Annotated in this window: 30 protein-coding genes and 1 tRNA gene; 16 read left to right on the top strand and 15 right to left on the bottom strand. The window is 42.7% G+C overall.

The window, feature by feature from the left end; all coding sequences use genetic code 11:
- The first annotated feature begins 568 nt into the window (after nt 1-568).
- Nucleotides 569-1,141 (top strand): signal peptidase I, encoded by a 573-nt coding sequence (gene lepB / locus VB740_RS21485; RefSeq protein WP_323201939.1) that lies wholly within the window; start codon nt 569-571, stop codon nt 1,139-1,141.
- A 131-nt stretch (nt 1,142-1,272) separates the two neighbouring features.
- Here lepB and VB740_RS21480 read toward each other — a convergent pair whose 3' ends face one another.
- Nucleotides 1,273-1,806, bottom strand: a complete 534-nt coding sequence (locus tag VB740_RS21480) for a ComEA family DNA-binding protein (protein WP_323201938.1) — start codon at nt 1,804-1,806, stop codon at nt 1,273-1,275.
- Nucleotides 1,807-1,819: 13 nt separating this feature from the next.
- Nucleotides 1,820-2,194 (bottom strand): NINE protein, encoded by a 375-nt coding sequence (locus tag VB740_RS21475; RefSeq protein ID WP_323201937.1) that lies wholly within the window; start codon nt 2,192-2,194, stop codon nt 1,820-1,822.
- A gap of 290 nt (nt 2,195-2,484) precedes the next feature.
- On the opposite strand from VB740_RS21475, the gene VB740_RS21470 reads away from it, so the two are divergent.
- Nucleotides 2,485-3,390 (top strand): J domain-containing protein, encoded by a 906-nt coding sequence (locus tag VB740_RS21470; RefSeq protein ID WP_323201936.1) that lies wholly within the window; start codon nt 2,485-2,487, stop codon nt 3,388-3,390.
- A 152-nt stretch (nt 3,391-3,542) separates the two neighbouring features.
- Nucleotides 3,543-3,866 carry a DUF1825 family protein gene (locus VB740_RS21465; RefSeq protein ID WP_323201935.1) on the top strand — a complete coding sequence of 108 codons (324 nt, stop codon included), beginning with the start codon at nt 3,543-3,545 and terminating at the stop codon, nt 3,864-3,866.
- Between the two features lie 61 nt (nt 3,867-3,927).
- Here the strand turns inward: VB740_RS21465 and VB740_RS21460 are convergent, their stop codons facing one another.
- Nucleotides 3,928-5,853, bottom strand: coding sequence for a transglycosylase domain-containing protein (locus tag VB740_RS21460; RefSeq protein WP_323201934.1), 1,926 nt, complete (start codon nt 5,851-5,853; stop codon nt 3,928-3,930).
- A gap of 173 nt (nt 5,854-6,026) precedes the next feature.
- Here VB740_RS21460 and tyrS point away from each other — a divergent pair, with 173 nt between their 5' ends.
- The 6 genes from tyrS (at nt 6,027) to gmk (ending at nt 10,843) form a co-directional block, all read left to right on the top strand.
- On the top strand, nt 6,027-7,217 hold the full coding sequence (gene tyrS / locus VB740_RS21455) for a tyrosine--tRNA ligase (protein ID WP_323201946.1): 1,191 nt from the start codon (nt 6,027-6,029) through the stop codon (nt 7,215-7,217).
- A gap of 14 nt (nt 7,218-7,231) precedes the next feature.
- Complete coding sequence (pyrF, locus tag VB740_RS21450) at nt 7,232-7,963, top strand: orotidine-5'-phosphate decarboxylase (protein ID WP_323201933.1); 732 nt, start codon at nt 7,232-7,234, stop codon at nt 7,961-7,963.
- On the top strand, nt 7,960-8,745 hold the full coding sequence (locus VB740_RS21445) for a hypothetical protein (protein WP_323201932.1): 786 nt from the start codon (nt 7,960-7,962) through the stop codon (nt 8,743-8,745). The genes pyrF and VB740_RS21445 overlap by 4 nt, the downstream gene beginning before the upstream one ends.
- Nucleotides 8,746-9,046: 301 nt before the next feature.
- Nucleotides 9,047-9,496: a DUF29 domain-containing protein gene (locus tag VB740_RS21440; protein WP_323201931.1), complete on the top strand. Its 450-nt coding sequence runs from the start codon at nt 9,047-9,049 to the stop codon at nt 9,494-9,496.
- Nucleotides 9,497-9,714: 218 nt separating this feature from the next.
- Nucleotides 9,715-9,981: an extracellular matrix/biofilm regulator RemA gene (gene remA / locus VB740_RS21435; RefSeq protein ID WP_100899850.1), complete on the top strand. Its 267-nt coding sequence runs from the start codon at nt 9,715-9,717 to the stop codon at nt 9,979-9,981.
- A gap of 262 nt (nt 9,982-10,243) precedes the next feature.
- Nucleotides 10,244-10,843 carry a guanylate kinase gene (gene gmk, locus VB740_RS21430; RefSeq protein WP_323201945.1) on the top strand — a complete coding sequence of 200 codons (600 nt, stop codon included), beginning with the start codon at nt 10,244-10,246 and terminating at the stop codon, nt 10,841-10,843.
- A gap of 66 nt (nt 10,844-10,909) precedes the next feature.
- On the opposite strand, the gene VB740_RS21425 is transcribed toward gmk, so the two are convergent.
- The 3 genes from VB740_RS21425 to VB740_RS21415 all read right to left on the bottom strand — a co-directional run bounded on the left by VB740_RS21425 (nt 10,910) and on the right by VB740_RS21415 (nt 12,387).
- Nucleotides 10,910-11,431 (bottom strand): photosystem I reaction center protein subunit XI, encoded by a 522-nt coding sequence (locus VB740_RS21425; RefSeq protein ID WP_323201930.1) that lies wholly within the window; start codon nt 11,429-11,431, stop codon nt 10,910-10,912.
- A 277-nt stretch (nt 11,432-11,708) separates the two neighbouring features.
- Nucleotides 11,709-11,858: a photosystem I reaction center subunit IX gene (gene psaJ / locus VB740_RS21420; protein ID WP_323201929.1), complete on the bottom strand. Its 150-nt coding sequence runs from the start codon at nt 11,856-11,858 to the stop codon at nt 11,709-11,711.
- A 34-nt stretch (nt 11,859-11,892) separates the two neighbouring features.
- Nucleotides 11,893-12,387, bottom strand: a complete 495-nt coding sequence (locus tag VB740_RS21415; protein WP_323201928.1) for a Photosystem I reaction center subunit III — start codon at nt 12,385-12,387, stop codon at nt 11,893-11,895.
- Nucleotides 12,388-12,659: 272 nt separating this feature from the next.
- Here VB740_RS21415 and tsaD point away from each other — a divergent pair, with 272 nt between their 5' ends.
- Nucleotides 12,660-13,709, top strand: coding sequence for a tRNA (adenosine(37)-N6)-threonylcarbamoyltransferase complex transferase subunit TsaD (tsaD, locus tag VB740_RS21410; RefSeq protein WP_323201927.1), 1,050 nt, complete (start codon nt 12,660-12,662; stop codon nt 13,707-13,709).
- 77 nt (nt 13,710-13,786) lie between these two features.
- On the opposite strand, the gene VB740_RS21405 is transcribed toward tsaD, so the two are convergent.
- Entirely contained in the window at nt 13,787-14,704 is a 918-nt protein-coding gene (locus VB740_RS21405) for an alpha/beta hydrolase (RefSeq protein ID WP_323201926.1), read from the bottom strand.
- Nucleotides 14,705-14,894: 190 nt separating this feature from the next.
- Nucleotides 14,895-15,614, bottom strand: coding sequence for a hypothetical protein (locus VB740_RS21400; protein ID WP_100899857.1), 720 nt, complete (start codon nt 15,612-15,614; stop codon nt 14,895-14,897).
- A gap of 638 nt (nt 15,615-16,252) precedes the next feature.
- Between VB740_RS21400 and VB740_RS21395 the strand changes: the two genes are divergently transcribed.
- The 6 genes from VB740_RS21395 (at nt 16,253) to VB740_RS21370 (ending at nt 21,201) form a co-directional block, all read left to right on the top strand.
- Nucleotides 16,253-16,804, top strand: coding sequence for a GNAT family N-acetyltransferase (locus VB740_RS21395; RefSeq protein WP_323201925.1), 552 nt, complete (start codon nt 16,253-16,255; stop codon nt 16,802-16,804).
- Between the two features lie 301 nt (nt 16,805-17,105).
- Nucleotides 17,106-17,179 (top strand) — tRNA-Pro (locus VB740_RS21390).
- 604 nt (nt 17,180-17,783) lie between these two features.
- Complete coding sequence (locus VB740_RS21385) at nt 17,784-18,593, top strand: Tic22 family protein (protein ID WP_323201924.1); 810 nt, start codon at nt 17,784-17,786, stop codon at nt 18,591-18,593.
- Nucleotides 18,594-18,619: 26 nt separating this feature from the next.
- The gene (gene prmC, locus VB740_RS21380; protein WP_323201923.1) at nt 18,620-19,507 is read left to right on the top strand and encodes a peptide chain release factor N(5)-glutamine methyltransferase; all 888 of its coding nucleotides are present in this window, start codon (nt 18,620-18,622) and stop codon (nt 19,505-19,507) included.
- A gap of 65 nt (nt 19,508-19,572) precedes the next feature.
- Complete coding sequence (locus VB740_RS21375; protein ID WP_323201944.1) at nt 19,573-20,181, top strand: L-threonylcarbamoyladenylate synthase; 609 nt, start codon at nt 19,573-19,575, stop codon at nt 20,179-20,181.
- A 99-nt stretch (nt 20,182-20,280) separates the two neighbouring features.
- A complete protein-coding gene (locus tag VB740_RS21370; RefSeq protein WP_323201922.1) occupies nt 20,281-21,201 on the top strand; it encodes a HAMP domain-containing sensor histidine kinase in 921 nt (306 codons plus the stop codon).
- Here VB740_RS21370 and VB740_RS21365 read toward each other — a convergent pair.
- From VB740_RS21365 to VB740_RS21335, 7 genes are all read right to left on the bottom strand, one after another.
- Entirely contained in the window at nt 21,164-21,658 is a 495-nt protein-coding gene (locus VB740_RS21365) for a GNAT family N-acetyltransferase (protein ID WP_323201921.1), read from the bottom strand. The genes VB740_RS21370 and VB740_RS21365 overlap by 38 nt on opposite strands.
- 99 nt (nt 21,659-21,757) lie before the next feature.
- On the bottom strand, nt 21,758-22,150 hold the full coding sequence (locus VB740_RS21360) for a hypothetical protein (protein ID WP_323201920.1): 393 nt from the start codon (nt 22,148-22,150) through the stop codon (nt 21,758-21,760).
- A gap of 134 nt (nt 22,151-22,284) precedes the next feature.
- A complete protein-coding gene (gene secF, locus VB740_RS21355; protein ID WP_323201919.1) occupies nt 22,285-23,271 on the bottom strand; it encodes a protein translocase subunit SecF in 987 nt (328 codons plus the stop codon).
- Nucleotides 23,268-24,680 carry a protein translocase subunit SecD gene (secD, locus tag VB740_RS21350; protein WP_323201943.1) on the bottom strand — a complete coding sequence of 471 codons (1,413 nt, stop codon included), beginning with the start codon at nt 24,678-24,680 and terminating at the stop codon, nt 23,268-23,270. Before secD ends, secF begins: the two co-directional genes overlap by 4 nt.
- A 124-nt stretch (nt 24,681-24,804) precedes the next feature.
- On the bottom strand, nt 24,805-25,788 hold the full coding sequence (locus VB740_RS21345; RefSeq protein WP_190892814.1) for an alpha-ketoacid dehydrogenase subunit beta: 984 nt from the start codon (nt 25,786-25,788) through the stop codon (nt 24,805-24,807).
- A 306-nt stretch (nt 25,789-26,094) separates the two neighbouring features.
- A complete protein-coding gene (locus VB740_RS21340) occupies nt 26,095-26,511 on the bottom strand; it encodes a type II toxin-antitoxin system VapC family toxin (RefSeq protein WP_323201918.1) in 417 nt (138 codons plus the stop codon).
- The gene (locus tag VB740_RS21335; protein WP_323201917.1) at nt 26,508-26,762 is read right to left on the bottom strand and encodes a hypothetical protein; all 255 of its coding nucleotides are present in this window, start codon (nt 26,760-26,762) and stop codon (nt 26,508-26,510) included. The genes VB740_RS21340 and VB740_RS21335 overlap by 4 nt, the downstream gene beginning before the upstream one ends.
- Nucleotides 26,763-26,924: the final 162 nt, after the last annotated feature.

Raw genomic sequence — 26,924 nt, 5'->3', positions numbered from 1 at the left:
CTTAATGGTTTACTTGCTGTCTGATTAGGTGTTTCTTCCAAAAGTGGATGCTCCCATTAATTTTGTGTAATATCATCTTATTTAAGATTACTATCTATACCGAATATATTTTCTTCCAACTGATTCTCCAACAAGAATGCCCTCTGCTTTTTTACAATAAAAGCAGGCAGATATTGCAAGGCATCTGATAACTTGTTTTGCCACTCAACAACCAGTTTTCTGCTCAAACAAAAAACGACTGGCTGTATTGGTCTAACAATTGGTAACTGCTTTTTTAGTAGGTAAGAAGCAAAAGTTAAATCATCTTATAACTTGCCTTATAATTGCAGCAATTAGAATTAAGATTTTTAATTGTCTATCTAAAAATCCTAATCATCGGCTTATATTGCCTTGGAGAGGTCACAGCTTATTTGCAGTACTTTTGCTTATCTTTCGTAAATGCGATAAATAATTGTATTATTTAATATCTGTATGGGTTGATGCAGAACCCAGCTTGTTTATTAGTATACCTTTTGAGTCAAAATAATCAAGGTATTTGTCCCACTTCTGAAACTGGCTAGAAACTTTTATGATTCCTCACGAAAGTGATGCAAAACAAGAGCGTGCGTCGTTAAAAGTATGGCGTAGTTGGCAAGAAAATCTGATTTTAATTGCGATCGCATTGTGTTTGGCATTTCTGATCCGGACTTTTATCGCCGAACCCCGCTATATACCTTCTGATTCGATGCTGCCTACCTTACATACTGGCGATCGCTTGGTAGTTGAAAAAATATCCTACCATTTTCACCCTCCCATAACTGGGGATATTATTGTTTTTCAGCCACCCGCAGAACTACAACGTCGAGGATATCCCAAAGACCAAGCCTTCATCAAGCGGGTGATTGGCCAGCCTGGTGAGGTAATTAGTGTTGCTTCTGGCAAAGTCTACCTTAACGGTCAACCCTTGGTAGAAGACTACATCGCTGAACCACCAAATCAGCCATATCGACCAGTGACAGTTCCAGAAGATGAGTTTTTTGTCATGGGAGATAATCGCAACGATAGTAATGACTCTCGCTATTGGGGCTTTTTACCCAGAAAAAATGTCATTGGTCGGGCAACGTTTCGCTTTTGGCCCCTTGATCGCATTGGGTTTATTTAATCAATTTTAGATTTTAGATTTTGGATTTTAGATTTTTCTTTCAATCCAAGTTGCGCTGTAAGCGCACCAAAGGTTCGATTCAAAATCTAAAATTTGCTGAGTTAGGAGTTATTTTAAAACTTACTTCTAACTTAAAATCTTAAATAATACATCAATTGAGCGATCGTATCACCAGTTAACTCCAACCGCCGTTGGAAATCAGCCAGGTTACGGTAAGGCCCGGCTGATTGCCGATTTTGCACCACTGCTTGCGCCAGAGACAAATCTATAAATGGAATTTGGGTTAATTTTTCAACAGTTGCTGTATTCGGATTAATTAAATGCGGAGGATTTTCTAAAGATTCGTGATCATAGTAAATAAAATTCAGTAGAGGCTTTAATGGCTCTAAGCGCGGCGCTGGTACAGCCAAAGCCGCAGCGATGTCTTCAATACAGTAAAATTTAACACCTGAACGTGAAAGTTCCACAAGCGATCGCGCTTGGTGAATTGACAAACCTGGTAGGCGCAACCAATCATCTACAGTGGCTTGATTAACATCAATGCGAATACCTAATTTAGCCGCTATCTGAATTTCTTCCCCAGATTGTAGACGATAGTAAGGATCGTTGAGGAGCTTGGCCCGGAGCTTTTGCAGCCTGGGGTTCAAAGGTAGCCAGTTATTCATGTTGTCGCTTACCTCAAGAAATCTGGTCTAGCAATTGGCGGCGTTTTTGCTCAAATTCATACTCTGAAATTAGTCCATCCTGGCGCAGAGCATCTAATTCTCGCATTGCTTCAGCGATCGCTCCTACCTGATTACTCGCCCTTTGTGAGTTCCTTGACGCTGACTTGCCTAGATTAAAATTACGATCAAAAGCTTCTTCGTCTTGGGCTAAATACCAAACTCCCTCAATGGCACTAGCTACCTTGGGGATCGGCGTCCAGGAAAGCAAAACATACAAAACACCCCACAACGGCTGTCCCAGATAAAATTTATGTAATCCTGAAATTGTTAGCGTGCCAGAAAAAGCTAAAACAGCAGCAACACTTCGACTTTTGCGCTTAGTCAACATATTTTTAAGAAATATACCAATACCACAATTTCTACGATAAGACAGCTATAAGCCATTCAAAATTCTAAATGTTTGCGTTGGTTGCGTCTCGTGAGCGCAGCCTCTGGTAGAGAAGAAAAGAAATACAACTTTGGCAATCATTTTAATCAACTACCCTGCTTTGTCCTTCAGACCTTTGAATGGAAAGTCCCACGCACAATTTAGTATTTGAAGAAATTTGAGTAAGTTTCACATGACTGTGCATTGAGCTTTGATGCTAATTTTAAGTTTTTAACAGCTTTATTACTACTATGTCACAGACCTTCCTACCGCCAAAATGGCTTGAACAGCTTTGTGATCCTTACGCTGTGTTAGGAATTTCTGTGAGTGCTGATGATCGTCAGATTTTAAAACGCTATCATACTTTAGCGAAACTGCTACATCCCGATCGCTATACCAAAAACTGCAATCTAGAGCCAGAATTAGCAACGGCAATATTTAGCCATTTAATCAATCCAGCTTATGAACACCTAAAACATCCACACAAGCGCTTGATTGCGATCGCTATGCTGCGATCCCAAGCAAAAGTTTTGCAGCAGCAAGCTTTGTTTTCTCAAAGTGCCATAGCTCAGGAAATTATGGAAATGTCTGCACCGGAGGCAAAATTGTTTTACGAAAAAGCGATCGCCTGTTATGCAGAAGCTCAATCTCAATCACTAGATCAGTTTTATCAGGTGACGCAACAAATTCGGATACTGAATTTAGTGTACCTACGTTTGCATAAATCAGACCTGTTATTACCACAAAAACCTGTTTCCGTTATCTCTGAAGTAGAAGTCAAGCCAGTTGAATTGACATTAGATGAAAAAACTAATGTCAAACCAGTTTTGACAAACTACGCTCAACGTCACTACCAACGAGCTATTGATTACGTCAGGTTAGCTAAATGGTCTCTAGCCGTACAAGAATTGCGTGATGCTATCAAGTTAGAGCCAAATAACAGCGAATATTATGCTTTATTAGGATTGGTACATCTCCAACAGAAATTTATCGGTATGGCTAGGGTTTACATCCATCATGCATTAAAACTGAACCCGCACAATTCACTAGCTTTGAAATACGCTCCCAGGCTGGCAATTCAACCTGGTAAAAACATCAATCCTAAATCAATGGCGAAAGCTGTGAGTATTGCGGCTTTATTAAGTCGGTTTACATAGCGGAAAGGTTCTAAAGTCAAGTGTTGAAATTTCGGTAACAAACCGTACTAAAACCGAAGCTTTGTTACTAAATTACTCCCCTAGACTAAAATAATAATAGAAGTAAAACTATTAAGCTACTGAGTCTGGACACTCAGTTTAATATAAGCAATATGGGATTCTTCGATTCTGAGATAGTTCAGCAAGAAGCAAAACAGCTGTTTGAGGATTATCAAGCGCTAATTAAGCTTGGTAACAGCTATGGTAAATTTGACCGCGATGGCAAAAAGCTGTTTATTGAGCAAATGGAAGCCATGATGGATCGGTATCGCGTCTTTATGAAGCGCTTCGAGCTATCAGAAGATTTCATGGCACAAATGACAGTAGAACAACTGAAAACGCAATTAGGTCAGTTCGGTGTTACCCCGCAACAAATGTTTGACCAAATGCACCTGACTTTAGAACGGATGAAAGCCGAGCTAGAAAAACAGCCTTAGTCTTTAGATTTTAGATTTTGGATTAATTGCCAATCCAAAATCCAAAATTCAAAATCCTAAATTATTGGGACTTGGGGCGAGAAAACTGGGAAGGTGGCTTGAAGTTTTCTACTGGTACATTCTTAAGTGCCTTTTCCATAAAATCTTTCCAGATGGGAGCAACCATACCGCCACCCGTAGCACGGCTAGCTAATTGTCTGTTGTCGTCCCTCCCTACCCAAACAGCAGTGGTTAGCTGTGGCACAGTGCCAACATACCAGATATCCTTTTCTGAGGAAGTTGTACCTGTTTTGCCAGCACTTGGACGAGGTATAGCAGCACCTTTACCTGTACCATTAGTAACTACCGTTCGCATCACATCGATAATGGCTGCTGATGCCCAAGGATCTAGAACTAGCTGGGGTTTAGGGGTGTTATCTAGTAACACATTACCGCTACTATCGGTGACACGGGCAATTACAGTTGGTGGAGATTGCCAACCATAATTAGCAAAGGTAGCATAGGCACTAGCCATTTCTAGGGGAGTGACACCAATAGCACCCAGAGGTAGGGAGGTAACAGGTTCCATCGGACTCATGATGCCCAAGGTACGACAAGTTTCGATCACTCTATTCATACCAACAGCCTTACCAATTTTGATCACAGGAATGTTGCGCGATTGGGCTAAGGCTGTGCGGATTGGCATCGGGCCGCTAAATCCCCCATCATAATTTCTGGGAAAGTACCGATTATTACCATCTTGATAACTAACTGGAGAATCTACTACCGTTGAGTCTGGTCCATATTTACCAGTAGCGAAAGCAGTATAGTAGACAAACGGTTTAAAAGAAGATCCTGGCTGCCGTTGAGATTGAGTTGCACGATTAAATTCACTAGTCTTAGGATCTACGCCGCCCACTAGCGCTTTAATAAAATGCGTGCGCGGATCAATTGCCACCAAGGCGATTTGATTCTTAGATAATCCCTGTCCAAGCAGTGATTTATGCCACTTAACAACAGTTTCCTCCGCCATGAGTTGGAAGTTGGCGTCAACTGTAGTTTGCACCCGCATCCCACCTTTGAGTAGTGTCTCACGCCCAAACTTTTTAGCCAGCTCCTGCGCTACAGTATTGGTTACATAGGGTAAGGCACTACCTTGAAACGATTTGATTCTACCAAGTTTGATTTCTTGCTTGAGGGCATTGTCGTACTCTGAATCGGTGATCCAATTCAATTCCCGCATCCGTCCCAGCACTTCTTTTTGTTTCTGTTTTGCCAGTTTCATACTCGCAAACGGGCTGAATTCTTCTGGTGCTTGGATCAAACCCGCCATCATCGCTGACTCACCTAAGCTTAAATATTCTGCTGACTTATTAAAGTAACTGCGGGCTGCCGTTTGTACACCATAATTGTTATGACCCCAATAAACTTGATTGAGGTACATTTCTAAAATTTGGTCTTTAGTGAGAATTTGTTCTAACCGAATTGCCAGCACCCCCTCCGCTAACTTACGGGTAAAGGCACGCTTGCGAGACAAAAATAGGTTTTTTACCAATTGCATGGTGACAGTAGAGCCACCCTCTTTGACTCCACCTGCTACAGCGTTAACTACTACAGCACGACCAACACCAGTGGGGTTGATACCGTGGTGCTCGTAGAAGTGGCTATCTTCACTTGCTAATACCGCCCGTTTTAAATTCGGGGAAATTCTATCCAGGGGCACAACCTCCCGGTTGGCTTCCCCGTGGATACTCGTTAAAAGTTTACCCTTAACGTCATAGATGTAAGTTGTTTCTGAGGGAAAGAAATTACGTAGCTGTCTCACATCTGGCAAATTACGGAAACTAATGGCTAAACCAACCAGTCCTCCGGCTACAATGGAACTTGCCAGCATGGTGATTGAGAGGAGAGTACCGCCAGCTACCTGACCGACTCCTTTCAAAAAATCAAAACCTGATGAAGCCCGACGTTGTGGCTGTTTATCTTCAAAAGTCCTAGAAGACGACACGGCGATTTCACTTCCTCACTTATAAAGTTAACTGTAATTGATTGGACGAAGTAAGGCGGTTAATTTTTTGCAATTATAGTAGTTTGGCAGATGAGAAAGCGGATAAATTGCAAGTGTTTATAACCAACTTAACTTCTAGTGTGCAAAACATAGCTAACAGTGGATTTTCTAGTATGACGCAAGATTTTGCTTGGCTGCGTCGTGGTGTAGTAGAAGTTTTCCCACAACCAGTTGATGTTAACAGTGAAAGTCTAGAAAAGCTCTTGGTAACTACAAACCAACCTTTGAGGATCAAATTGGGCATTGACCCTACGGGTACTGATATTCATCTTGGTCATAGCATACCAGTACGGAAACTGCGAGCGTTTCAAGATGCAGGCCATATAGCAGTTCTAATTATTGGCGATTTTACAGCACGCATTGGCGATCCGACAGGTAAATCTGAAGTGCGTCGTCAGCTTACAGAAGCAGATGTAGCTCAAAATGCTCAGACTTATCTTGACCAAGTACGTCCTATCTTGGATTTTGACACACCAGGAAGATTAGAGGTGCGTTATAACTCCGAATGGCTCTCTAAGCTCAACTTAGAGAAAATTTTGGAGTTACTCTCCACGATGACGGTGGGGCAGATGTTGGCGAAAGAAGGATTTGCCGATCGCTATAGAAAAGAGAATCCGATTTTTATCCATGAGTTCCTATACCCGTTAATGCAAGGTTTCGATTCCGTTGCTGTTGAGGCAGATGTGGAATTAGGAGGGACTGATCAAAAATTTAACATTGCTGTAGGCAGAGATTTGCAACGCCATTTTGGTCAAAAACCGCAGTTTGGGATGCTGCTGCCAATTTTGATTGGCACGGATGGGGTGCAAAAAATGTCCAAGTCTTTAGGTAATTATATTGGGTTATCAGAACATCCAGGGCAAAAATATCAGAAGTTACAAGGAGTTCCAGATAATCTGCTGGAACAGTATTTTGAACTACTAACGGATTTACCTTTAGATAATCTGCCAGAAAATCCCCGCGATCGCCAGACACTTTTAGCATGGGAAATTGTCAAACAGTACCACGGCGAACAAGCAGCCCAAGAGGCGAAAGAAGCCGCCCAAAGTGGCGGAAAGGCAGGTGCCGTTCCACAATTCTCTCTAGCTGAGGTATCGCAGTTTCCTACTAAGTTAGCCTATATTCTCAATGTCACTGGCTTATGCAAAAGTACAGGGGAAGGAAAGCGGAAAATTCAAGAAGGTGGAGTGCGCTTAGATGGCGATCGCATTACCGATGTTGATACTACTTTTGCTTCTGTTGCTGAATTACAAGGTAAGGTTTTACAAGTTGGGAAAAATAAGTTTGTCCGATTAGTGCCTTAAATGGGGAGTGGGGAATGGGGAATAGTGAACAGGTAGAAAAACGAGTTATTGTGGCTTTGGATGTGCCAGATGAACAAAGTGCGATCGCTCTTATAGATCGACTTCCCCAAGTCAGTTTTTGGAAAGTCGGCTTAGAGCTGTTTACTAGCACTGGCCCAAAAATTCTGGAAGTACTGAAGTCTAAGGAAAAGCGCATCTTCCTAGATTTAAAATTTCACGATATCCCTAACACAGTCGCTGGTGCTTGCCGGAGTGCAGCTAGATACGGGGTGGATTTATTGACAATTCATGCTGCTGCTGGTGAAGATGCCCTAAAAGCGGCAAGTGAAGCGGTGCAGGAGGCGGCTACACAAGCTGGTGTCAAACCACCTAAATTAATAGCGATTACTTTGCTAACGAGCATTTCTTCCAGGCAGTTGGCATTTGATTTAAAGGTTCCTGTAGAATTGCCAGAATATATACTAGATATGGCACTGCTGGCTTGGGATGTAGGATTAGATGGGGTAGTTTGTTCGCCCCAAGAGTTGGCACAATTACGACCACGTTTCAAAGATGACTTTTTGCTAGTTTGTCCTGGCGTTAGACCAACTTGGGCAGATAAAGGCGATCAAAAGCGATCGCTCACCCCAGCACAAGCAATTATTGCTGGTGCAGATTATCTCGTGATTGGGCGTCCCATTACTACTGCTACTGAGCCGGAGTTAGCTTGGAAGAGGATTTCTGAGGAGTTAACCACGGTGGCATGAAGCTAAAAGTCAGTAAGAAGCCGGGGGATAAGGTGCAGCATCTAGAGAAGAAGAATCTTACCTCTTCGCTTAAAAAGAAAAATTATAGTTGGCTTTTAGCTTGTGGCTTCTGGGTTTTAGTATCAAATAACCTTGCTTACCCAGCCTTCTCGATAAACTTCACCCCTAAACTCTCTGCACTAGCAGAAAAAGAAAATGTCAACGGTGGGGTGGAGTCTTTGTGTTCTGAGCAAAATTTAGAAACATTAACTATACAGCTACTAAAAGATTTACCTAGTTACACCAATCGCGCTAGTCAACGCGCCCGCCGCCTCAGAAGAAGCAGTGATATTTACAGTTATATGCTAGTGGCAGGAAGACCTGAGTTTACTCCTCTGCTTCTTAACCTTGAAGAATATAGTGCAGATGCACCTAAAAGCTTTGCATCAGGAGTTGAGCAAGTTTTCTTTACTACCTTGGAGCGGCAGTACATAGGAAAGAAAGCGGTAGAATTGCAGGAATTCCACTGGCTATTTTTGACTAAAACTAAAACTGGTTGGCAACTAGTGATGATGTTTTCTCAAACTGGTTCCTATTCAGCACAGCAGCCACTATCTCCGCCACGCGATAGTAGTAACGGCACTGTTGCCCAAGGAGTTAAAACTTGGTTACGCGATTGTCAAGCTGGAAGTGTACGTCAAAGAAGAGGAAAAGGGCCAGGGGGCAGGGGGCATGGGAAAGAACCCCATAAATTTAGGACTGCTGAAAACTTGGACACATTATTTCTCTCTACAAGACGCTAAAGGCAAACGTGCTTTGCGTCAACGCTCGATAGCGTAGCGTTAGCGACGTAGGAGCGTCTGACTCGCTCTAAGCGTTCGCGTAGCGTCTCGTAGAGAAGCCATGCCGTTCGCGCAGCGTCTCGTAGAGAAGGCTTTACGCTGCGCTATCGAAATAAATATTTTTATTTTGAATTGCTCTGTAACGATGAAGACAGGGGAATTTCAAAATTCTTTCCCCCAGCAAAGCCCTCCCTGCTCCCCGGCCTCTTTGGTCAATAAAACCTAATTCCAAATCTTCGTAAATTAGGATGAATATTAAATAATGTCTAAAATACTCACTCAAATTATTTATGAACAGGATTATCACTTGTGGTTAGAAACTACGTTGAAACAATTGCAAGAACGAGATTTAGAGCATCTTGATTGGGATCATTTGATTGAGGAGATTGAAAGATTGGGTAATGAACAGAAACACAAGCTCGAAAGTTATCTACTGCAACTTCTCAAACATCTGTTTTTGTATCAACATTGGAGTCTTCCTGAATGTAAAAATCATTGGGAAGTGGAAATTGATAATTTTCGGGTGGAACTTAGGAAATTAAGCAAATCTAAAAACCTCTACAACTATCTGCTTACGGTGCTTGAAGAAGTTTACATTGATGCGCTACGACAAGCAAAAAAGAAAAGTGGATTGAATTGTTTTCCACAAACTTGCCCTTATAGCATTGAGCAAATTTTAGATGTGGATTATTTACCACCATTTATTTATTGATAAGGTACATCATCCAACTAGCTTGTATCAGTGTAATTGCGCCTGTATCTTAGGGAGGATTTTGAGGAAAAATAGCTGATAAACAGCGAAAAAAAAGCAGACATTATTTAAAAACGAAGGCTGGCTTGAATTTAATCTTTGTAACTCCCGTTTTTTGGCGATAACATGTAAATAAGTTTACTTCAAGCTTCTCAAACCGCGTTTGGCGTCAGTTTTTTATGGAGATTCAGTTAATCAATATCGGTTTTGGTAACATCGTGTCTGCCAATCGAGTAGTTGCCATTGTCAGTCCAGAGTCTGCCCCGATTAAACGGATTATTACCGATGCACGGGACAGGGGCCAATTGATTGATGCAACTTACGGTCGGCGGACTAGGGCTGTAATTATCACCGATTCTAGCCACGTAATTCTGTCGGCGATTCAGCCGGAAACGGTAGCGAATCGCTTTGTAATTTCCCGCGAGCATCAAACTGTAGATAATTGATTAAGAGTAGATTAACAATCTCACTTTTATTTGCACCACATCAGCAGTACCATGTGAATTAGACAAGTTTTGTGTCACCCTTGCTACAAATTCTTTAGTCACTAGTACAGTCCGGCGGAAATAAACCTACCATTCAAAATAACCAGAAAGGACAAAATTAAAGTCTTTGGACTGTTTATTTCCGCCTTGCGTTACTAATGGACTTGGCCAGGAACACAAGACTAATGAATAATATCTATTGATTGATTCACAGGTTGAAGGGATGATGCCAGTTTTACCCATCCAGAGTATTGCTACTACCGAGGAATGCTTACATTTAGGCAGGTTGATTGTCTTAACTGGCCCCAGTGGGGTCGGTAAAGGCACTTTAATGCGATCGCTTCTAGAACGTCATCCAGAACTTTATTATTCTGTATCCGTGACGACTCGTTCTCCCCGTCTAGGAGAAATCGATGGCAAAAATTACTACTTTATCAGCCGCAGTAAGTTTGAACAATTAGTTTCTGAAGGTGAATTTTTGGAATGGGCAGAATTTGCTGGTAACTATTATGGCACTCCCCGTGAAGCTGTGCTTAACCAAATTCATTTAGGCAAATTGGTGGTGCTAGAGATTGAGTTAGAAGGAGCAAGACAAATTCGTGCTTCCTTCCCCAGTGCCTTCAGCATTTTTATTTTACCGCCTTCTTTTGATGAATTAGAGAAACGGATACGCTCTCGCGCCCAAGACTCTGAAGAAGCGATCGCCCGTCGTTTACTCCGCGCCCAAGAAGAAATTCAAGCGGCAGATGAATTTGATATTCAAATCGTTAATGACGATTTTGAAACTGCTTTAAATGACATTGAAACGGTTTTGTTTAAATAGTCTAAGAGTTAAGAGTTAGAAGTTATGAATTTAAACTCCTAACTCCTAACTTTTAACTTCTAGTAATTAACCAACTAAACCTTGAATTACTCCCAGATTGCTAGTCAAAAAGTAAGCAACTACTGCACCACCAATACCACCAATTAAGAAAGAACTAGCAAAGTTGTTCCAGCTTTCTTTAGAATTAAAAGCATCCATTGGAGGGTTGGGTACAGTAACACTGGCAAGCGCTTTCGGAGGATTGCTATTGGCATAGAGGGATAGTCCTGCCGTAAGAAGAACGACCAAGCCAATGGCTGCCAATAACCCAGCTAAGTTTGCATTATCTGTATCCCGCAGTGGGCCTAATTTGGCAAAGGGGCCAAGTAACCAGTAACCATGAGCCATACCAACTTCTAAACCGCGTCTTGCAGGAGTTATACCAGGACGATAAGCTGGCAAGTTATTAATGAACCACTTGCTCAAGGGAGAAGCATTAATCGGGGTTTCTAGATTACCGATCTGTGGATCGCGGAATGCCGGAAAAACAACTTCGCGATTTCTAGGATCGCTTGGGAGATTTTTTGATGCATCTACTGCTTGTGCCATATTTTTATGTTCGCCTCTAAATTAAAATGGTGGCATTTTTATATTAATAATAATTGTAGCTAAAGATGGCTTTTGCTTAATAAGTTTAGAAAAATTAATTTAGCTTTTTTTAAAACAGTGAAACTCGCGATCTGTAAACAGTATCACGAGTTTCAAAAAAGTATTTTTGCTGCGTATTTTGGTGATAAATCTGCCTAAATTAAGCTGTATATATCAACTACACAATATTAGGCAAAAATAAGGCATTCATTCAACTGTCCTAAATTCTATTTTCCACTTATGGCAGTGGGTGGAAAAGTAGGTCGGGGAAAAAGCGGTTGAATTCAATCAAGATACCTGCTGTGATGAACAGCCATATAGTAGCTGCCACAGGCGCTGTAGAAATAAACTTAACCAAATAGGATGATTGGTTGTTATTGTCTGCCATGAATTTAGTCTCCAAAACAATTAGTTAAGCTGATTTAGCGTGGGGAAATGGGAATTTCCGTATCCTTGGCTGTTAATTTTCCAGACAGAAACTCTTGGAGTGCTGCTACTGGCCAAGTAAAGCCTGACGCTATTATGGGTAGTGCCAAACCAAGATCGATTTGGATTTCTTTTTGTTCAGTGTTAGCGTCTTTTTTGATCGCTTGCAGATAGGCACGACCTACCCAACCAATCCAACCAGCAATATATAGAAATAGAATGCTGGGGATCAAAAAGTCACCAGCATGATTTAGACTACCATCAACAATCAAGTGAGGGTAACCTTCAGGGCCGCATAGCTCTTGAGAATAACGCTCAAAACGTTTTCTCCCAGATTCAGGATCGGCAGTCGTATTACGGGCATTAGCAGCTAGCTGTTGAAAAGCGGGATTATCCTTGCACGGTGTCAAATTAGCCCCTAAAGCTTTTGCTGGGGAGGCAAAATTGAACCAAAGACAAATCGCTAAAATCAAAGCAAACAATCGTCGCATAGAGTTGTTTCCTTTTACTACAAAACAAAAAGTTTTATGTACAAAACGAAGCGGCTTGTACAGTTGTTTATTTGCATAACTAGGAAGTCATCATACTCTTGGGTGGGAACCGAGTAAAGTTTAAGTAAATAAAAGTTAAAGCTTCTCAACCAAGACCTTATCGAGTGCTAAGTAGTTAGTAACGATTCTTAAGTATAAGAATTGTTGTTGTAGGGTAGTAAAGAAGCAAGATTTTGTCTCTAATACTCAAAACTCAGCACTCAGCACCCTCAATGGCAACCGTTTTAGCAATAGAAACCAGTTGTGATGAAACAGCAGTCGCAATTGTTAACAATCGTAAAGTTTGCAGCAGTATTGTAGCCTCGCAAATTCCAGTCCATCAGCAGTATGGCGGGGTAGTGCCAGAAGTAGCGTCTCGTGAACACTTGGAAACGATAAATGTTGCGATCGCACAAGCCTTAGAGCAAGCCCAACTAGACTGGGGAAAAATCGACGCAATTGCCGCCACTTGTGCCCCTGGACTTGTAGGAGCGCTGTTGGTGGGGCTAACTGCTGCCAAAACCCTAGCGATGGTACACAACAAACCATTTTTGGGAGTTCATCACCTTGAAGGTCACATTTACGCAACTTATTTGAGCGAACCAAGTTTAAATCCCCCTTTCTTGAGTTTATTAGTTTCTGGCGGACATACAAGCTTGATTTATGTCAAAGATTGTGGTAGCTACGAAACACTAGGACAAACCCGTGATGATGCTGCGGGTGAAGCCTTTGATAAAGTGGCGCGATTGTTAAAGCTGGGTTATCCCGGTGGGCCAGCGATTGACAAGTTGGCGCAACAGGGGAATCCCCAAGCCTTTGCTTTACCAGAAGGAAAAGTTTCTTTACCTGGCGGGGGGTTCCATCGTTATGATGCGAGTTTTAGCGGGTTAAAAACGGCTGTATTGCGTTTAGTGCAGCACTTAGAGAAAGATGGTGGACAAGTACCAGTGGCAGATGTAGCAGCTAGCTTTCAGGAAACCGTAGCGCGATCGCTAACAAAAAGAGCGATCGCCTGTGCTCTAGATTATGGTCTAGACACAATTGCTATTGGTGGCGGTGTAGCTGCTAATAGCGGCTTGAGAAAAAACCTCCAAGCCGCCGCCGTTGAACATAACTTACGCGTCCTATTCCCACCTCTAAAATTCTGTACCGATAACGCCGCCATGATTGGCTGTGCTGCCGCAGAACATCTATCTCGTGGTCATACATCCCCCCTCACGCTAGGCGTTGAGTCTAGGTTAGGGCTTACTCAAATCATGAAGTTGTATCATTCTATTGAGTAGTCATTTGTCAAGAGAGAAGAATTTTCTGCTTGCTCCAATGCCCCATGCCCAATGCCCAATGCCCTATGCCCCATGCCCTATGCCCTATAACTATTGACTATCGACCGGATGTGATCAGCCACTGCATCCGGTTGTTCTAACATAGCCAGGTGTCCGCAATCAGGAATTTCCAAAACATTGTCACCACAATATTGGAACAGTCTGTGAAAGCTAGCTAAATGGCTTACATACTTGGGTTCCATAACTTTATCTTCAGCACCAGCTAAAAAATAAACTGGCTGCTTCAATTGGGATACTAGCTCAGGTAAACGATTGATTTCTTCCTCAGTTGTGGAGTCTAACAGAGTTCCTAGAGCTGCTTCCGGGTCAGCTACAACGAAATCAATCAGGCGCTGACGTGCCCAATGGCGCTCTAAAGGACGTACCACACTGGCTCTAGTAAACAGTAAATCAATCAAAGGTAGTTGGGACAACCACCGCGGGCGGATTTGCAAAAATTTTTGACCCGCCGAGCGAAATTGCTCAAAGGCTTCTTTAAGGTAAATACCACCGCCAGCGTTGATACAGATAACTCCCTTAACACACTCAGGTATTTGATCTGCTCCCCAAAGAGCGATCGTGCCTCCCAGAGAGTGGCCAATGAGCCAAGCACTAGTAATATTCAGCTGTTTCAGGAGAATAGCTAAATCCTGAGCATAGGCAAGAGGAGTATAAAGAGAATCGATTGGTGAGCCAAGCGCATTACTAGAGATGGGCGTAAGGCTCAAAGACATTTGTGCCCGACTAAAATCGGTTTTTACCTGGGATTGGGATTCACCAAAACCCCGCAAATCATAGGAAAGGCACTGCAAATCATCTGATAGGCGGGAAATCACAGGTTGCCAATATCCACGGCTATTAAGCCAACCGTGGATAAATACTAAAGCGTGGGGGCAGGAAGTGGGAGCCGTTAGCTCGTATGCGTGTGGAACGCCCAAGATTTCGATAGTAGCCATACTTATATCGTACCCCCAAGGGTGGGTGCGACTAAATACGGAGTGCCAAGAGTTAAGAGTTAAGCTTATCCCACCCTAAAAGGGATGGGATAACACGAAAGACTTTTTGTTGACTGTTAACGGACTAAAAAAGCTTCTCTCATCCCCTTTCTAGGAAAGAATAGGTTTTCCCGACGCCTTTTATAACTTTTTATTTATCCAGCAACCTCTGTCGCACCCCTTCAGCAATTTTATGACCCAGATATTCAGGAATGAGGCTTTCATTCGGCCCTAACAGGTAGAGAATTAGCCGTGTACGTCCACGCCAAACCAGTAAATTTGCATTGACTACCAGCAGGTCTTCCTGCCAGATGGCGTACATCACTTTGTAGAATAATCCTGGTTGATTATCGGCTTCAATCATCAGGGCAGGGAGATGAAAGACCGGATCAACATAGAACTCAGTTTGTACCTGCTCTAAGCCAGTATCAAGATTGAATTCTACTGCCAGCATCTCTTCTACCTCAAACCGACCTCCTAAAGCCTCGCGAATGGCACGACAGACATTTTCTGCGGTTTTCTCGGTCAAGGCTTTACTACCACGAGATACCAACAGTTTGATAAAAACTAACATTGGCGGACGGATCTGACCGTATAGACTCAGACCGTGAATAGTCAAGCCATAAGCTGCTAGTACACCAAAAATATCGCTGAGAAGAAAAGACTGGTTGCGGTAAGCAAAATGCAGGGCACTTTTGCTACCTTCCGGTTTCAGCTCAATAACAGCGCGTCTAGTTTTATAGAGACGGTATGCTAGGCGCAAATTTTGCAGTTGAATTTCACTGCTGACAAATTGCTCATAAAACTGGGGAAACGCTCGATTAAAGCGTTTTAGGAGTTCCAGTGTTGAAGATTTTAAACCAGAAGCCATTGTTAAGGTTAAGACTCGCTTGCTTTCATCATCTGGGGACTAGAGGCTGGATGTTGGGTACTAAGGAAGAATTTTCTCAAATACTCAATCTTTTGTATACAATTCACTCCTAAGCTAACGTGCATTTAAACTCTATACGAGCAATTGCCACGATTAGGTTTTTCCATTTGGAATTTTGAGCAAAGGCTTCCGACAATTAGAACTTAGGTGTCTGATAGCGCAGCGTCAAGCCTTTTCTTCTCCTTTTCCTATGGATGCCGCTCTTGCTAGCTTGCTTCTACTAAGTGGTACAAAGAGGCTAACGCGAACGAGAGTACGCTTAGAGCGAGTCCGCGTATATCTTGCTAGCAAGAGCGTCTAGCTTGAGCAAGCAAGAAAGCGAAATAAACAGGGCGTGATTTTGAATTGTTTATATCCTTACCCTTTTGGTGAATTTCTCCTAGCTTTTACAACAAAATGCTAAAGTTGAAAATGATTGGTGTGAAACACGCCCTAACTGGCTGTTACCATTGCAAATCCCGAAAACAACCGAAAAAATTTGAGTGTAAAAGGTAGTAAATGGGGTAGCTATGTTAGACGTGAATCAACACTCCTAAGAGTGGAAACCAATTCAGTTATACTACCCGAACCACGTTGGCATGGGTTTTTGGAAAACTTGGTTTAGTACTCCTGAATCTGTAGCGACAACTAGGACAAACCCCTTTGAAGAATATAGAGCCGATGCTGCGGGCAACTCCAACTCCAGCAGCGTTAGCGAAGCTTCTTCAAAAGAGACTCGCATCGTCTTCAGTACGGAGCGGGACATTGACCTGTATGAGCTAGAAGAACTCTGTGATGCAGTTGGTTGGTCGCGTCGTCCTCTAAGAAAAGTGAAAAAGGCTATTGAGCATAGTTTTCTCGTTGCTTCAATGTGGCAGGTGAGAGGAAACCAAAAGCGGCTCATTGGTTTTGCCCGTGCTACCTCAGATCACGCGTTTAATGCCACTATTTGGGATGTGGTGGTTCACCCAGACTTTCAAAGTCAAGGACTGGGTAAGGCACTGATGAAATACGTTCTTAAAAAACTTAGGAGTGAAGAAATTAGTAATGTCACCCTCTTCGCCGACCCCCACGTTGTAGATTTCTACCGAACTATGGGGTTTATGGCTGATCCGGAAGGCATTAAAGGCATGTTCTGGTATCCTCACTAGCAGTTAATCAAAATAAAACCCGATTTGCACAAGAAAGTCAGGTAAAATAGCGAAAATCTATTATTTTGATGTAGTTATGCTTTTTTTCTGCCGACGAAGGCGCAAGTATATATCTTGTCAAACTAAGTCGGCAAAAAATCTTTATCAGTGTAAAAATGTAATCTATCTTGTCTTTGGCAAAGGATAAAAAAGATTAGGCATAAGCGGTTTGATGTGATATAGTTACCTTAATGCTTTTGTTAAAGCGCGATCGCTTTGATGGTAAATTAAAACCAGACCAAAAAAAGTAGATCAGTCTAAACGGGATGTAGCGCAGCTTGGTAGCGCGCCTGCTTTGGGAGCAGGATGCCGCAGGTTCAAATCCTGTCATCCCGATTTAAGTAATATATTTAAGGGCTGAGGCAATTGACTGGAGTTCTCTTGCTTAAGATGTGCAATTAAATTTTGGATTTTTAGGGATAAAAACAAATTGCCTGTTATAGTGTTGAATTAGGTGTTGAAGCCTAACAGGCAAATTTCGCTATTAAGCAGTAAGATATTCCTGACACTAAGCTTTGTATAGATTTGAGAAGATATTAAAGCAAGTGTGATGGAACGATTAATTAAGTAATAGCGTCACCCGATATTAGAGAAAGCCGATAAAATGGCATTGTATGATCTCCAAGGTCGAGAGACAGGGAGATTTTTCAGGGTTTGACGAAGACATATAATAGGCATCTACAGCATTTCGTGGTGAATAGCAAAACGAAATCGAGAAAAACACAACTTTAGCACACTCGATTTTTCAAAGCCCTACTACAGCAACCCTAAATAGTTGGGGAATATTGGATTTTGACCGTTGATGGTTAACACTTTACCTCAACGTACACAATGAATTCTTCACAACTGAAATAGATTGCTATATAACTAAAGCTAGTTGGTGCTGTGGAAATCCAACCATTTGTTTAATTTAATTGGACTATTGATGCGAGGAGCAGTCATGAAATCATTTATTCGCTTGGGCGCAACATTGGGTATAGCTGGCAGTGTATTTTTAACGGGGCTTTCAGGAATAGGCAATCTACCAGGAATAGGCAATTTAGAGGCGATCGCATTGCCACAAGATCAGGTAGTGAAAAAGCTCCAAGAAGTACCTGTATTCACGCTTACTAATCCTAAAGGCGAATTTGTAGTTCTTTCAAGGAACAATGAATCTAAGCCAATCTCCCAAGTCGGATTTTTTATTAGCAAGCAAGATGCTCAAAAATTCCTTGACAATCGGCTCAAGAAAGAAAACCCTCAGTTGGCAAGCACCCTACAGGTAAGACCTTTGTCCTTGGCTGACTACTATAAAATAGTCCAAGAAAGTAAAAAGAAATCAGACTCTGTAATTTATACTTTAGTACCGACGCAAGCACAGGTAGCTTCGGCAACAAGTATGCTGAATCAAAATGGTAAAAAAGGGGAACAATTTAATGGTATTCCCTTATTTGTACCCAAATTTAAGAAAGATAATAGCTATTTGACGATTCCCGTCGCCAATGGCAAAGACCGATATATACCTTTCTTTTTTGAGAAAGAGCAGGCAACCGCTCTGTTAGACGAATTCAAAAAAGCCGTGCCCAAGGAAGGAGCGAATACTGAAATTCAGGTGGTGGATTTGTACGGTGTTATGGAGGCTCTAAATAGTAGTACTGACCCTAGTATAAATAAAATTGTTCTGTATCCATCACGGGAGTCCATCAATTTTATTCGTTCGCTTGCACCGAATCAATCTCCAGCTGCCAAGCCTGCTGCTCCAAAAAAATAACGGATATGGGCTACCAAGGTTGAGGCATGGGGGAGAAACATCTGATATCTGGGTTACAACTATGGCAGTGGCGCAATACTGCTCATCAGGCTGCGATCGCTACTGATGTTCCGCCTTCCGAAGTAGATTGGTTACTCCTAGAAGTTTCTGGGTTAGACCGCTTGGCACTGCGTTTGGAATCTTTCAAAAACTGGCCTCAAATTCAGCTGCAATTGCCGCTAGAAGAGTTAGACAAGCTCTGGCAGAGACGCTTAAACGATCGCTTACCAGTGCAGTATATTGCGGGAGTTACACCTTGGCGCAACTTTCAAATCGCGGTGTCGAGTGCAGTTTTGATTCCCAGACCAGAGACAGAATGCTTAATTGATTTAGCTTTAGCATCTGCTAGTAATGCTTCAGGACACTGGGCTGATTTAGGTACTGGGAGTGGAGCGATCGCTTTAGGACTAGCAGATGTCTTGCCAAAAGCAACAATTCATGCAGTTGATTTCAGTTTAGAAGCTTTGGCGATCGCTCAAGCCAACGCCCATAATTTAGGTTTTGCTGACCGGATTAAATTTTATCAAGGTTCTTGGTGGGAGCCACTAACATTTCTCAAAGGTCAGTTTAGTGGTATGGTATCGAATCCCCCTTATATACCCACCAGTACCTTACCTACCCTGCAACCAGAAGTAGTTAACCATGAACCACATCTAGCTTTGGATGGTGGCACTGATGGCTTAGATTGCATTCGCCATTTGATAGAAATTTCTCCCAAGTATTTGCAACCTGGTGGCGTTTGGTTAATTGAAATGATGGCTGGGCAAGCGGATGCAGTGCGAGAACTTTTACAAAATCAAGGTAGCTATTGTAAAATTCAAATTCACGCTGATTTAGCTGGAATTGAACGCTTTGCCGTGGCCTATAAAAGTTAGGAAATAGGGGATGGGGCATGGGGCATAGCGCATAAGAAAAATGCTCCATGCCCAAACCCATAAACATGACACAAGTTTCTTTAACAAATCTAATAGCTGGCGCACACTCTGGTCTTCTGGTCAGCTTTCCCACGGATACTGTTCCTGCGCTTGCAGCTATACCAGAAAAAGCAGCATTAATTTTTGCGGCGAAGCAACGTAGTCAAGACAAACCTTTGATTTTGATGGCTGCTAGTGCTGAAGATTTGTGGCTGTATGTTAAAGGTAGTGAGAATGAGTATAAAATTTGGCAAGAACTGGCACGCAAATATTGGCCAGGAGGACTGACATTAGTTTTACCAGCTTCAGAGCGTGTGCCAAAAGTTATGAACCCTATTGATCCAACAACAATTGGTATCCGAGTTCCAAACAGTGCGATCGCTCAAACTATTTTGGCGCAAACAGGCCCTCTTGCTACCACTAGCGCTAATTTTTCTGGTCAGCCACCTTTACAAACGATGGCAGAAATTGAGGCTCAGTTTCCCAAGGTTCTGACTCTAGCAACGACAGAATACCAGAGTGAAATGCGGGGGCTTGGTGTACCTTCTACCGTTGCTAAATGGACAGGGATGAATTGGCAGATTTTGCGGCAAGGTGCGATAAACTTAGATATTTCAAGTGATAACCAGATATAGGTAGTTATAATGTTGTTTTACTGAATTTTAGCAACAGAGAAATCTGGAACTTTAGTTTGCGCTGTTGTGCTTAATTAACAAGTGAATAATTGCCAGATTATGAATTGGAGTAACTGGATATATCTAGGAGTAGGAATATCACTAGGTATAATTTTCCGTCATTTCTTTGGGCGCTCGTCAAACGTCTTATCTAGTTCATTCCCAGTAGCGCCATTAGCTCAAGAGGATATGCCAACAATATCGCAACAGCTACAGCAAACGCAGCTGGCATACCAAATGGCAAGGGAAATGAGCCAGTTTAAAGCTGGTTTTTTGGCGCGGACTACCCATGAATTGCGATCGCCCCTTAGTGGTCTAATAGGCTTGCATCAGTTAATTTTGTCGGATTTGTGTGAAGACCCCGCCGAAGAGCGAGAATTTATTGCCCAAGCTCACGAGCGAACGCTGAAGCTACTCAAGCTGATGGACGAAATTCTCAGCGTTGCCAGAATGGAACACGGTACTAATAAATTAGATATTCAGCCCAGACCGTTAGCCCAAGTTTTACAGGAAGTTCATAACTTAACTTATATGCTGGCGGCCAATCGCAATTTTCCGTTGCAATTGTTACCTGCCGACCCAGAAATTTATGTTTTGACAGATTATCTCTGGCTCCGCCAAATATTGATAAGTTTAATAGACACTGCCATTACTCAAATGGAGGAAGGCAGTATCTGTATTTCCAGCAGTACTTTACCTACAAATAATTTTGTCAACATTTGGTTGGATGTACCGACCCATGCTATACCCTGGAGCGAACCGATTGATTTGATCAAATCTGAAGATCAGCTAACCCAGATTGACCAAGGAAACGCTGTTCTTTCACCAGGAATGAGGCTATTAATGAATCAGACTTTAATAGAAGTTATGGGAGGAAAGTTAGAAATCCTGCCCTCGACCATTGCCAAAGAAACATCTGTGCAGGTTACCAGACTACAAATCTCTATCCCCCTAGTGATTCCTGAAGCTGAACTTCTGTAGCAGAAATGAAAGCAGGGTTAGGTAGGTTGTGTAGCACCATCGTAGTAGTGGTGTTGGGTTTAAAACCAATCTTTTCATAGAAACCCTGCTGGTGAGTAGTCATCAGATAAACTCGCTCCACCCGCCTCATCCGGGGATGACTCAAAACAGTTTCTACTAACTTGCTTCCCAATCCACTACTTTGATAATCTGGATGAATCACAACATCCCAAATTGTGGCGCGATATATGCCATCAGATGTTGCTCTAGCAAAGCCAATGAGTCGATCGCGATCGTAGACGGAAATCACTGGCTCACTGTTGGCAATAGCTATACCTAAATCTTCAATACTGCGACCTTTTGCCCAGAAAGTTGAAACGTTCAACAGTTCTTGGAGTTGGTAAAGGTCGATTTCAGACTTGCGTTCGCCTTTGGCGCAGCGCAGCTGTTCGCTAAATTTAATCTGAGACTCGTTCATTATATGGCATCCACCTTTGGGAGTATCTTTGTATGCTTAAGTCATATTTTGCAAGAAATTGCTGTACGTGTACATAATATCTTCAACAAGAAAGAAAGCTTAATGACAAACCCACTTCCATAGAGGATGAGTTGGCCCCTGCTGACGTATTCGATAAACTTGTTTTTCTAAACGTTGTTTTTCCTGCGGTGGTAATCCAAGTAAGATATTCCGACTTTGCCAAACTAAAACAGCAGCAGTCATCCCAATACAAAAGGCTAAACCGAAGGTAGACAGTGGATGATAGAAGAGTCCATATCGCACCGCTACCCAGGTAAAATATTGTTGCCACAGAGAAATTTCTGCACGTAGACCCCACAAGCTAACAGGCGCAATAGTCAGCCACAAACAGGCGACAAATAGCCACCTGCCATATATCGTCAGCTTGTGTAATCTTTGTACTTGTTGAGCAAAGGATGGGTCAGTTGTTGACAATTGTTCGGATTGATCCATAGGCTGTGGGAAGGTGGGGGATGAGGAAGATGGGGGAGGCAGGGGAGGCAGGGGAGGCAGGGGAGGCAGGGGAAGCTAAAGAGAACAAGGGAGAAAAAAAGAATAACTAATGCCCAATGCCCAATACCCAATAATTAGTTACCAGCAGATGTATCAATCGACTCACCGCTGACTACCATAGGTGCTTGACCATTGCGCTCTCGCCATAAAGTTAGAAGAGTACTGGCGATGAAAATACTTGAATAAGCCCCTGCTGTAAAGCCAATAATTAGAGCTAAAGCAAAGTTTTTCAGAGTTTCGCCGCCAAACAGAAAGATAGCAAACAATGACAGCATTGTGGTAAAGGTCGTGTTGATTGACCGTCCTAAAGTTTGGTTAACGGCATCATCCACAATGTCAGCGATCGCTCCGTTGGGATTGGTCTTGAGGGTTTCCCGAATGCGATCGTAAATAACCACTGTATCGTTGACTGAGAAACCTGTAATTGTCAGTAGAGCAACGATGAACAAGCTATCTACTTCAGTACCCAATACTAAACCAAAAATCGAAAAAATCCCTGCCGTAATGAAAACATCATGTAATAATGCAACGATCGCAAACAATGCATAATCTAACTGGAACCGGAAGCTCAAGTAAATTATGATGCCTGCAAAGGAAACTATTAGAGCTATGACCCCAGACCTAAACAGTTCTGCCCCTAGAGTCGGGCCAACGGTGTCAAATTGATTTTTTTGCTCGTCAAAAGTACCGACTTTTTCACTTAAGGCATTTTGCAAATTGGTACGCTGTTCGCGATCTAAGTTTTTTGTACGAATTGATATACCATTTTGTCCACCCGTGTCTCTGTCAGCAACAATTTGGATACTGCTATCACCCAACCCCTGTGCTTTAGCTACTTCCCGAACGATATTAATATCAATTGGCTGGTCACAGTTACCGGGTTTGGTACAATCTCGTTCAAACTGTAATCGTGTACCACCGACAAAATCCAAACTGGGACGTAGGGGTGCTTTGATGTTCGGGTTTTGCCAAGAAATCACCATTGAGATGATACCAGCCAGAATGATGGCACTAGAAATAGCCCACCAAAGCGATCGCGATTTATTAATACTTAGTTTCATTGAGCCACCTCTGCCTTATTTGATCTTGGCAGGTTCGGACAGAAAAGTTCTGGTTTCTTGAGTGTGGGAATTGTAATTGCTAAAAACATTAAGGTGCGACTACAGGTAATTGCTGTAAACATACTCACTGCTACGCCCAAAGCCAAAGTTAGAGCGAAGCCTTTCACCAAACCAGCCCCTAGCCAGAATAGTGCAGCACAAGCAATGACTGTAGTCACGTTGCCATCTAAAATACTGGAAAAGGCGCGGTAAAAACCAGATTCTACAGAACGATACAGGGATTTGCCTGCTTGCAATTCTTCCCGCGTCCGCTCAAAAATTAGTACATTTGCATCCACCGCCATCCCAATACTGAGGATAAAACCGGCAATTCCTGGCAGGGTTAGGGTGACGCCCAACAAAGCAAAGGTAGCCCAGGTTAGCAGGGCGTAGATCAATAGTGCTACATTGGCAATCAGTCCTGGTAGTCTATAGTACACCACCATAAATATTAATACTAAAGTTAGTCCACCAATACCAGCATAGATACTGCTAGTAATACTGTCTTTACCCAAGGTTGCCCCAACAGTGCGAATTTCTGCAATTTCTACCGGTACGGGTAATGCCCCACCGCGTAACTGTACACCTAAGTCATTAGCTTGCTGTGCGGTAAACCGTCCTGTAATTACAGCAGCGCCACCAGTAATACCAGTAGCGGCAAATTCTATACCCACAGTAGGAGCGCTGATCAGTTCATTGTCCAGAAAAACACCAATGCTCCGTCCAGTCCCGGCAAGATTTTTCGTCAAATTGGCAAACAGTTCACCACCCTTTTGGTCGAAGCGAATGGCAACGTTCCAGTTGTCACCTTGAGTGGGTTCACCATAAGCATCCTTGAGGTATTTGCCAATTAACGGTGGATTGGTGCTTTCAAACAATTCAGCGATCGCTTGATTATTGTTTTGCAAATCTTCTTGATTTTTGACAATTGCCGCTTTATCAGTACTCTTTCTCAACTCTTCTTGCTTGGCTTTCAATTCGGCTCTAGATGCTTGAAAAGCCAACAGTTGGGTTTCTGTATTTGGCTTTTGGGTGCGAAATTCTAACTGTGCCGTACCCCCTAGCACCCGTTCAGCTTGCTCTGGATCATTAACTCCTGGTAGTTGCACTAATATTTTATCTGCGCCGACTGTTTGGATAACTGGCTCAGAAACACCCAGACCATTAATCCGACCTTCGACAACTTTCTTTACACCTTCCAATTCTCGTTCGGTGATTTTGGGAATATCCGCGGATGGTTTCACCTGAATTGTTAGCTGTGAGCCTCCGCGCAGGTCCAGTCCCAAGGGAATTGGAATTGTGGCAATCACCGCAATAGCGGCGATTACCAGAACTAAAATCAAAATTAATAGCGATCGCTGTCTTTGCATACCATAACTCGCAACTGACAAAGGCTATAATAGCGCTCTTTTATGGAGTTATGGGTTGGAAAATGGGGAGTGGGGAGTAGGGGTTGAATTTCTTCCCTATTCCCTACTCCCTATTCCCTATTTCCTAGACTCGCAAAGCTACCATTTTTTCCACAGCTTCCACAATTTGCTCTGGTTGGATGATTGTTAGTCGTTCCAGATTGCCGTTGTAAGGTGTGGGAATATCTTGGGAAGAAAGCCGTAGTACTGGCGCATCCAATTCATCAAATAAGCGATCGTTTATTGAGGCGATGACTTCTGCTCCAATGCCGGCAGTTCGCATGGATTCTTCCACAACAATGACTTTATGGGTTTTTCTTACTGATGCACCAATGGTATCAAAATCTAATGGTTTGAGAGATATTAAATCGATAACTTCTGGATCATATCCTTGTTTTTCAAGAGTTTTTACGGCTTGAAGCACATGATGCCGCATCCGAGAATAAGTAATAATTGTGACATCCTTACCCTCGCGCACCATTTCTGCTTTATCCAGCGGTAGCAAATATTCTTCTTCTGGTAAATCTTCTTTCAAGTTGTAAAGTAAAACGTGTTCAAAGAACAACACAGGATTATCATCGCGGATAGCAGATTTTAGTAGTCCTTTGGCGTTTCTTGGTGTGGAGCAGGCAACAATCTTCAACCCTGGCACAGCTTGGAAGTAAGTTTCTAGTCGCTGGGAATGTTCTGCGCCTAGCTGCCGTCCAACACCCCCAGGACCGCGAATCACCATAGGAATTTTAAAGTTACCGCCAGAAGTATAGCGCAGCATCCCAGCGTTATTGGATATTTGGTTGAAGGCGAGCAGTAAAAAGCCCATATTCATGCCTTCAATGATGGGACGTAACCCAGTCATCGCTGCTCCCACTGCCATGCCAGTAAAGCTGTTTTCAGCGATGGGGGTGTCTAGAATGCGGAGTTCGCCATATTTTTGGTACAGGTCTTTGGTAACTTTATAGGAACCGCCGTAGTGTCCTACGTCTTCACCGAGAACGAATACGCTGGAATCACGCGCCATTTCTTCATCAATGGCTTCCCGTAAGGCGTTGAAGAATAATGTTTCTGCCATTTAGACCTTTTTGTACGATTATGGTTATAGAATTTTATCGTGCTGCTGTCGCAAATACGGTGAGCGATCGCACTAGTTAGAGATTGGGTTTTTTAAATGAACCGCCCCAAGCGTAGAGCGAGTAATTGCCATAACTAGATCAAAGCTATTTAATTTAGATTTTAGAGGTTTTATGAGCGATCGCTTTCCACTCTGGCAGACGAGAGAATTCTCTATTTATATATGTACTATAGCATTGACAATGTACGAAAAATATGCTTTGTCAGCTTCTGACAAAACTCAGTGTTTGTCGGAGACTTTGCATCCCTAAAACACCCGCTCAAAAGGTTTTTTCCGATAACGTCGATAAATATTAAAATCACTGTCCAAGGTGGCGATCGCAGCAATATCTAAGCGTTCCGAAATGACAATCAAGGATAAATCTGCAAAATCCCCTGGTAAATCTCTGTACTGAGTATTCAACTCAGCAATACGCGAAAAATCTTGCGGTAATATTTGCTCACACTCATAGAGTTGTTTAGCAACATCTAGAAGAAACTCGTTTTGTGTACGCCAATCAAGGTTCAGCAACCATACCACTTCTGCAATACAAATAGGCGTAGTTACCAGCCTGGAAGTACAGTTTTCAAAGAAGCGACGCACCTGTTGGTGATACTGATCTCTGGCGCTGTAGTACGCAAACAAAAAACCGCTATCTGCGAGTATAAGCGGATAGTAGGTCATGAATGGCGCTTGTTGAGATATTGAGCGATCGCTTTCTTACGGTTTGAGCGTTCCGATAAATCCATTGGTGCATCTTGTAGAAGATGTTCAGGGTGTCCACCCCGCCTCTCTACCAAAGTTTTACCCGCTTGTAAGGTTAGCCAGCGTTCAGCAATTAAGCGTCGGATCAATTCACTCTTTTCGGTTTGCTCGTGAGCTAAAATATCGGCTAGCTGCCGTTCTGTTTCTTCATCCAGCCTGACACTGAGCATAACTTTTATCATACTCGCAATACACGTATGACAAGTATAACGTGGATTAGTTAGATTTTGTTTGAATTTCGCACCAGCCAAACCCAAAATACAAAGAATCTCACGCCCAAACACCAAAACACAACTCTGCGTCTTTGCGCCTCTGCGTGAGATTTCCCCATA

The organism is Nostoc sp. UHCC 0251, assembly GCF_034932245.1.
Lineage (GTDB): Bacteria > Cyanobacteriota > Cyanobacteriia > Cyanobacteriales > Nostocaceae > Nostoc.
Note: the sequence above shows the minus strand (reverse complement) of the source record. Positions and strands in the feature narration are given on the sequence as shown.

Excerpts from the sequence above, each read along its gene's own strand:
- tsaD (WP_323201927.1), top strand. The coding sequence starts at position 12,660 with ATGGCAACCGTTTTAGCAATAGAAACCAGTTGTGATGAAACAGCAGTC.
- VB740_RS21470 (WP_323201936.1), top strand. The coding sequence starts at position 2,485 with ATGTCACAGACCTTCCTACCGCCAAAATGGCTTGAACAGCTTTGTGAT.
- tyrS (WP_323201946.1), top strand. The coding sequence starts at position 6,027 with ATGACGCAAGATTTTGCTTGGCTGCGTCGTGGTGTAGTAGAAGTTTTC.
- VB740_RS21365 (WP_323201921.1), bottom strand. The coding sequence starts at position 21,658 with ATGAACGAGTCTCAGATTAAATTTAGCGAACAGCTGCGCTGCGCCAAA.
- VB740_RS21480 (WP_323201938.1), bottom strand. The coding sequence starts at position 1,806 with ATGAATAACTGGCTACCTTTGAACCCCAGGCTGCAAAAGCTCCGGGCC.
- secD (WP_323201943.1), bottom strand. The coding sequence starts at position 24,680 with ATGCAAAGACAGCGATCGCTATTAATTTTGATTTTAGTTCTGGTAATC.
- psaJ (WP_323201929.1), bottom strand. The coding sequence starts at position 11,858 with ATGGCAGACAATAACAACCAATCATCCTATTTGGTTAAGTTTATTTCT.
- prmC (WP_323201923.1), top strand. The coding sequence starts at position 18,620 with ATGGGGGAGAAACATCTGATATCTGGGTTACAACTATGGCAGTGGCGC.
- VB740_RS21340 (WP_323201918.1), bottom strand. The coding sequence starts at position 26,511 with ATGACCTACTATCCGCTTATACTCGCAGATAGCGGTTTTTTGTTTGCG.
- VB740_RS21400 (WP_100899857.1), bottom strand. The coding sequence starts at position 15,614 with ATGGCTTCTGGTTTAAAATCTTCAACACTGGAACTCCTAAAACGCTTT.
- pyrF (WP_323201933.1), top strand. The coding sequence starts at position 7,232 with ATGGGGAATAGTGAACAGGTAGAAAAACGAGTTATTGTGGCTTTGGAT.
- VB740_RS21360 (WP_323201920.1), bottom strand. The coding sequence starts at position 22,150 with ATGGATCAATCCGAACAATTGTCAACAACTGACCCATCCTTTGCTCAA.
- VB740_RS21405 (WP_323201926.1), bottom strand. The coding sequence starts at position 14,704 with ATGGCTACTATCGAAATCTTGGGCGTTCCACACGCATACGAGCTAACG.
- VB740_RS21465 (WP_323201935.1), top strand. The coding sequence starts at position 3,543 with ATGGGATTCTTCGATTCTGAGATAGTTCAGCAAGAAGCAAAACAGCTG.
- VB740_RS21345 (WP_190892814.1), bottom strand. The coding sequence starts at position 25,788 with ATGGCAGAAACATTATTCTTCAACGCCTTACGGGAAGCCATTGATGAA.
- VB740_RS21445 (WP_323201932.1), top strand. The coding sequence starts at position 7,960 with ATGAAGCTAAAAGTCAGTAAGAAGCCGGGGGATAAGGTGCAGCATCTA.
- remA (WP_100899850.1), top strand. The coding sequence starts at position 9,715 with ATGGAGATTCAGTTAATCAATATCGGTTTTGGTAACATCGTGTCTGCC.
- VB740_RS21415 (WP_323201928.1), bottom strand. The coding sequence starts at position 12,387 with ATGCGACGATTGTTTGCTTTGATTTTAGCGATTTGTCTTTGGTTCAAT.
- lepB (WP_323201939.1), top strand. The coding sequence starts at position 569 with ATGATTCCTCACGAAAGTGATGCAAAACAAGAGCGTGCGTCGTTAAAA.
- VB740_RS21395 (WP_323201925.1), top strand. The coding sequence starts at position 16,253 with ATGGGTTTTTGGAAAACTTGGTTTAGTACTCCTGAATCTGTAGCGACA.
- VB740_RS21385 (WP_323201924.1), top strand. The coding sequence starts at position 17,784 with ATGAAATCATTTATTCGCTTGGGCGCAACATTGGGTATAGCTGGCAGT.
- VB740_RS21475 (WP_323201937.1), bottom strand. The coding sequence starts at position 2,194 with ATGTTGACTAAGCGCAAAAGTCGAAGTGTTGCTGCTGTTTTAGCTTTT.
- gmk (WP_323201945.1), top strand. The coding sequence starts at position 10,244 with ATGATGCCAGTTTTACCCATCCAGAGTATTGCTACTACCGAGGAATGC.
- VB740_RS21370 (WP_323201922.1), top strand. The coding sequence starts at position 20,281 with ATGAATTGGAGTAACTGGATATATCTAGGAGTAGGAATATCACTAGGT.
- VB740_RS21375 (WP_323201944.1), top strand. The coding sequence starts at position 19,573 with ATGACACAAGTTTCTTTAACAAATCTAATAGCTGGCGCACACTCTGGT.
- VB740_RS21440 (WP_323201931.1), top strand. The coding sequence starts at position 9,047 with ATGTCTAAAATACTCACTCAAATTATTTATGAACAGGATTATCACTTG.
- VB740_RS21425 (WP_323201930.1), bottom strand. The coding sequence starts at position 11,431 with ATGGCACAAGCAGTAGATGCATCAAAAAATCTCCCAAGCGATCCTAGA.
- secF (WP_323201919.1), bottom strand. The coding sequence starts at position 23,271 with ATGAAACTAAGTATTAATAAATCGCGATCGCTTTGGTGGGCTATTTCT.
- VB740_RS21335 (WP_323201917.1), bottom strand. The coding sequence starts at position 26,762 with ATGCTCAGTGTCAGGCTGGATGAAGAAACAGAACGGCAGCTAGCCGAT.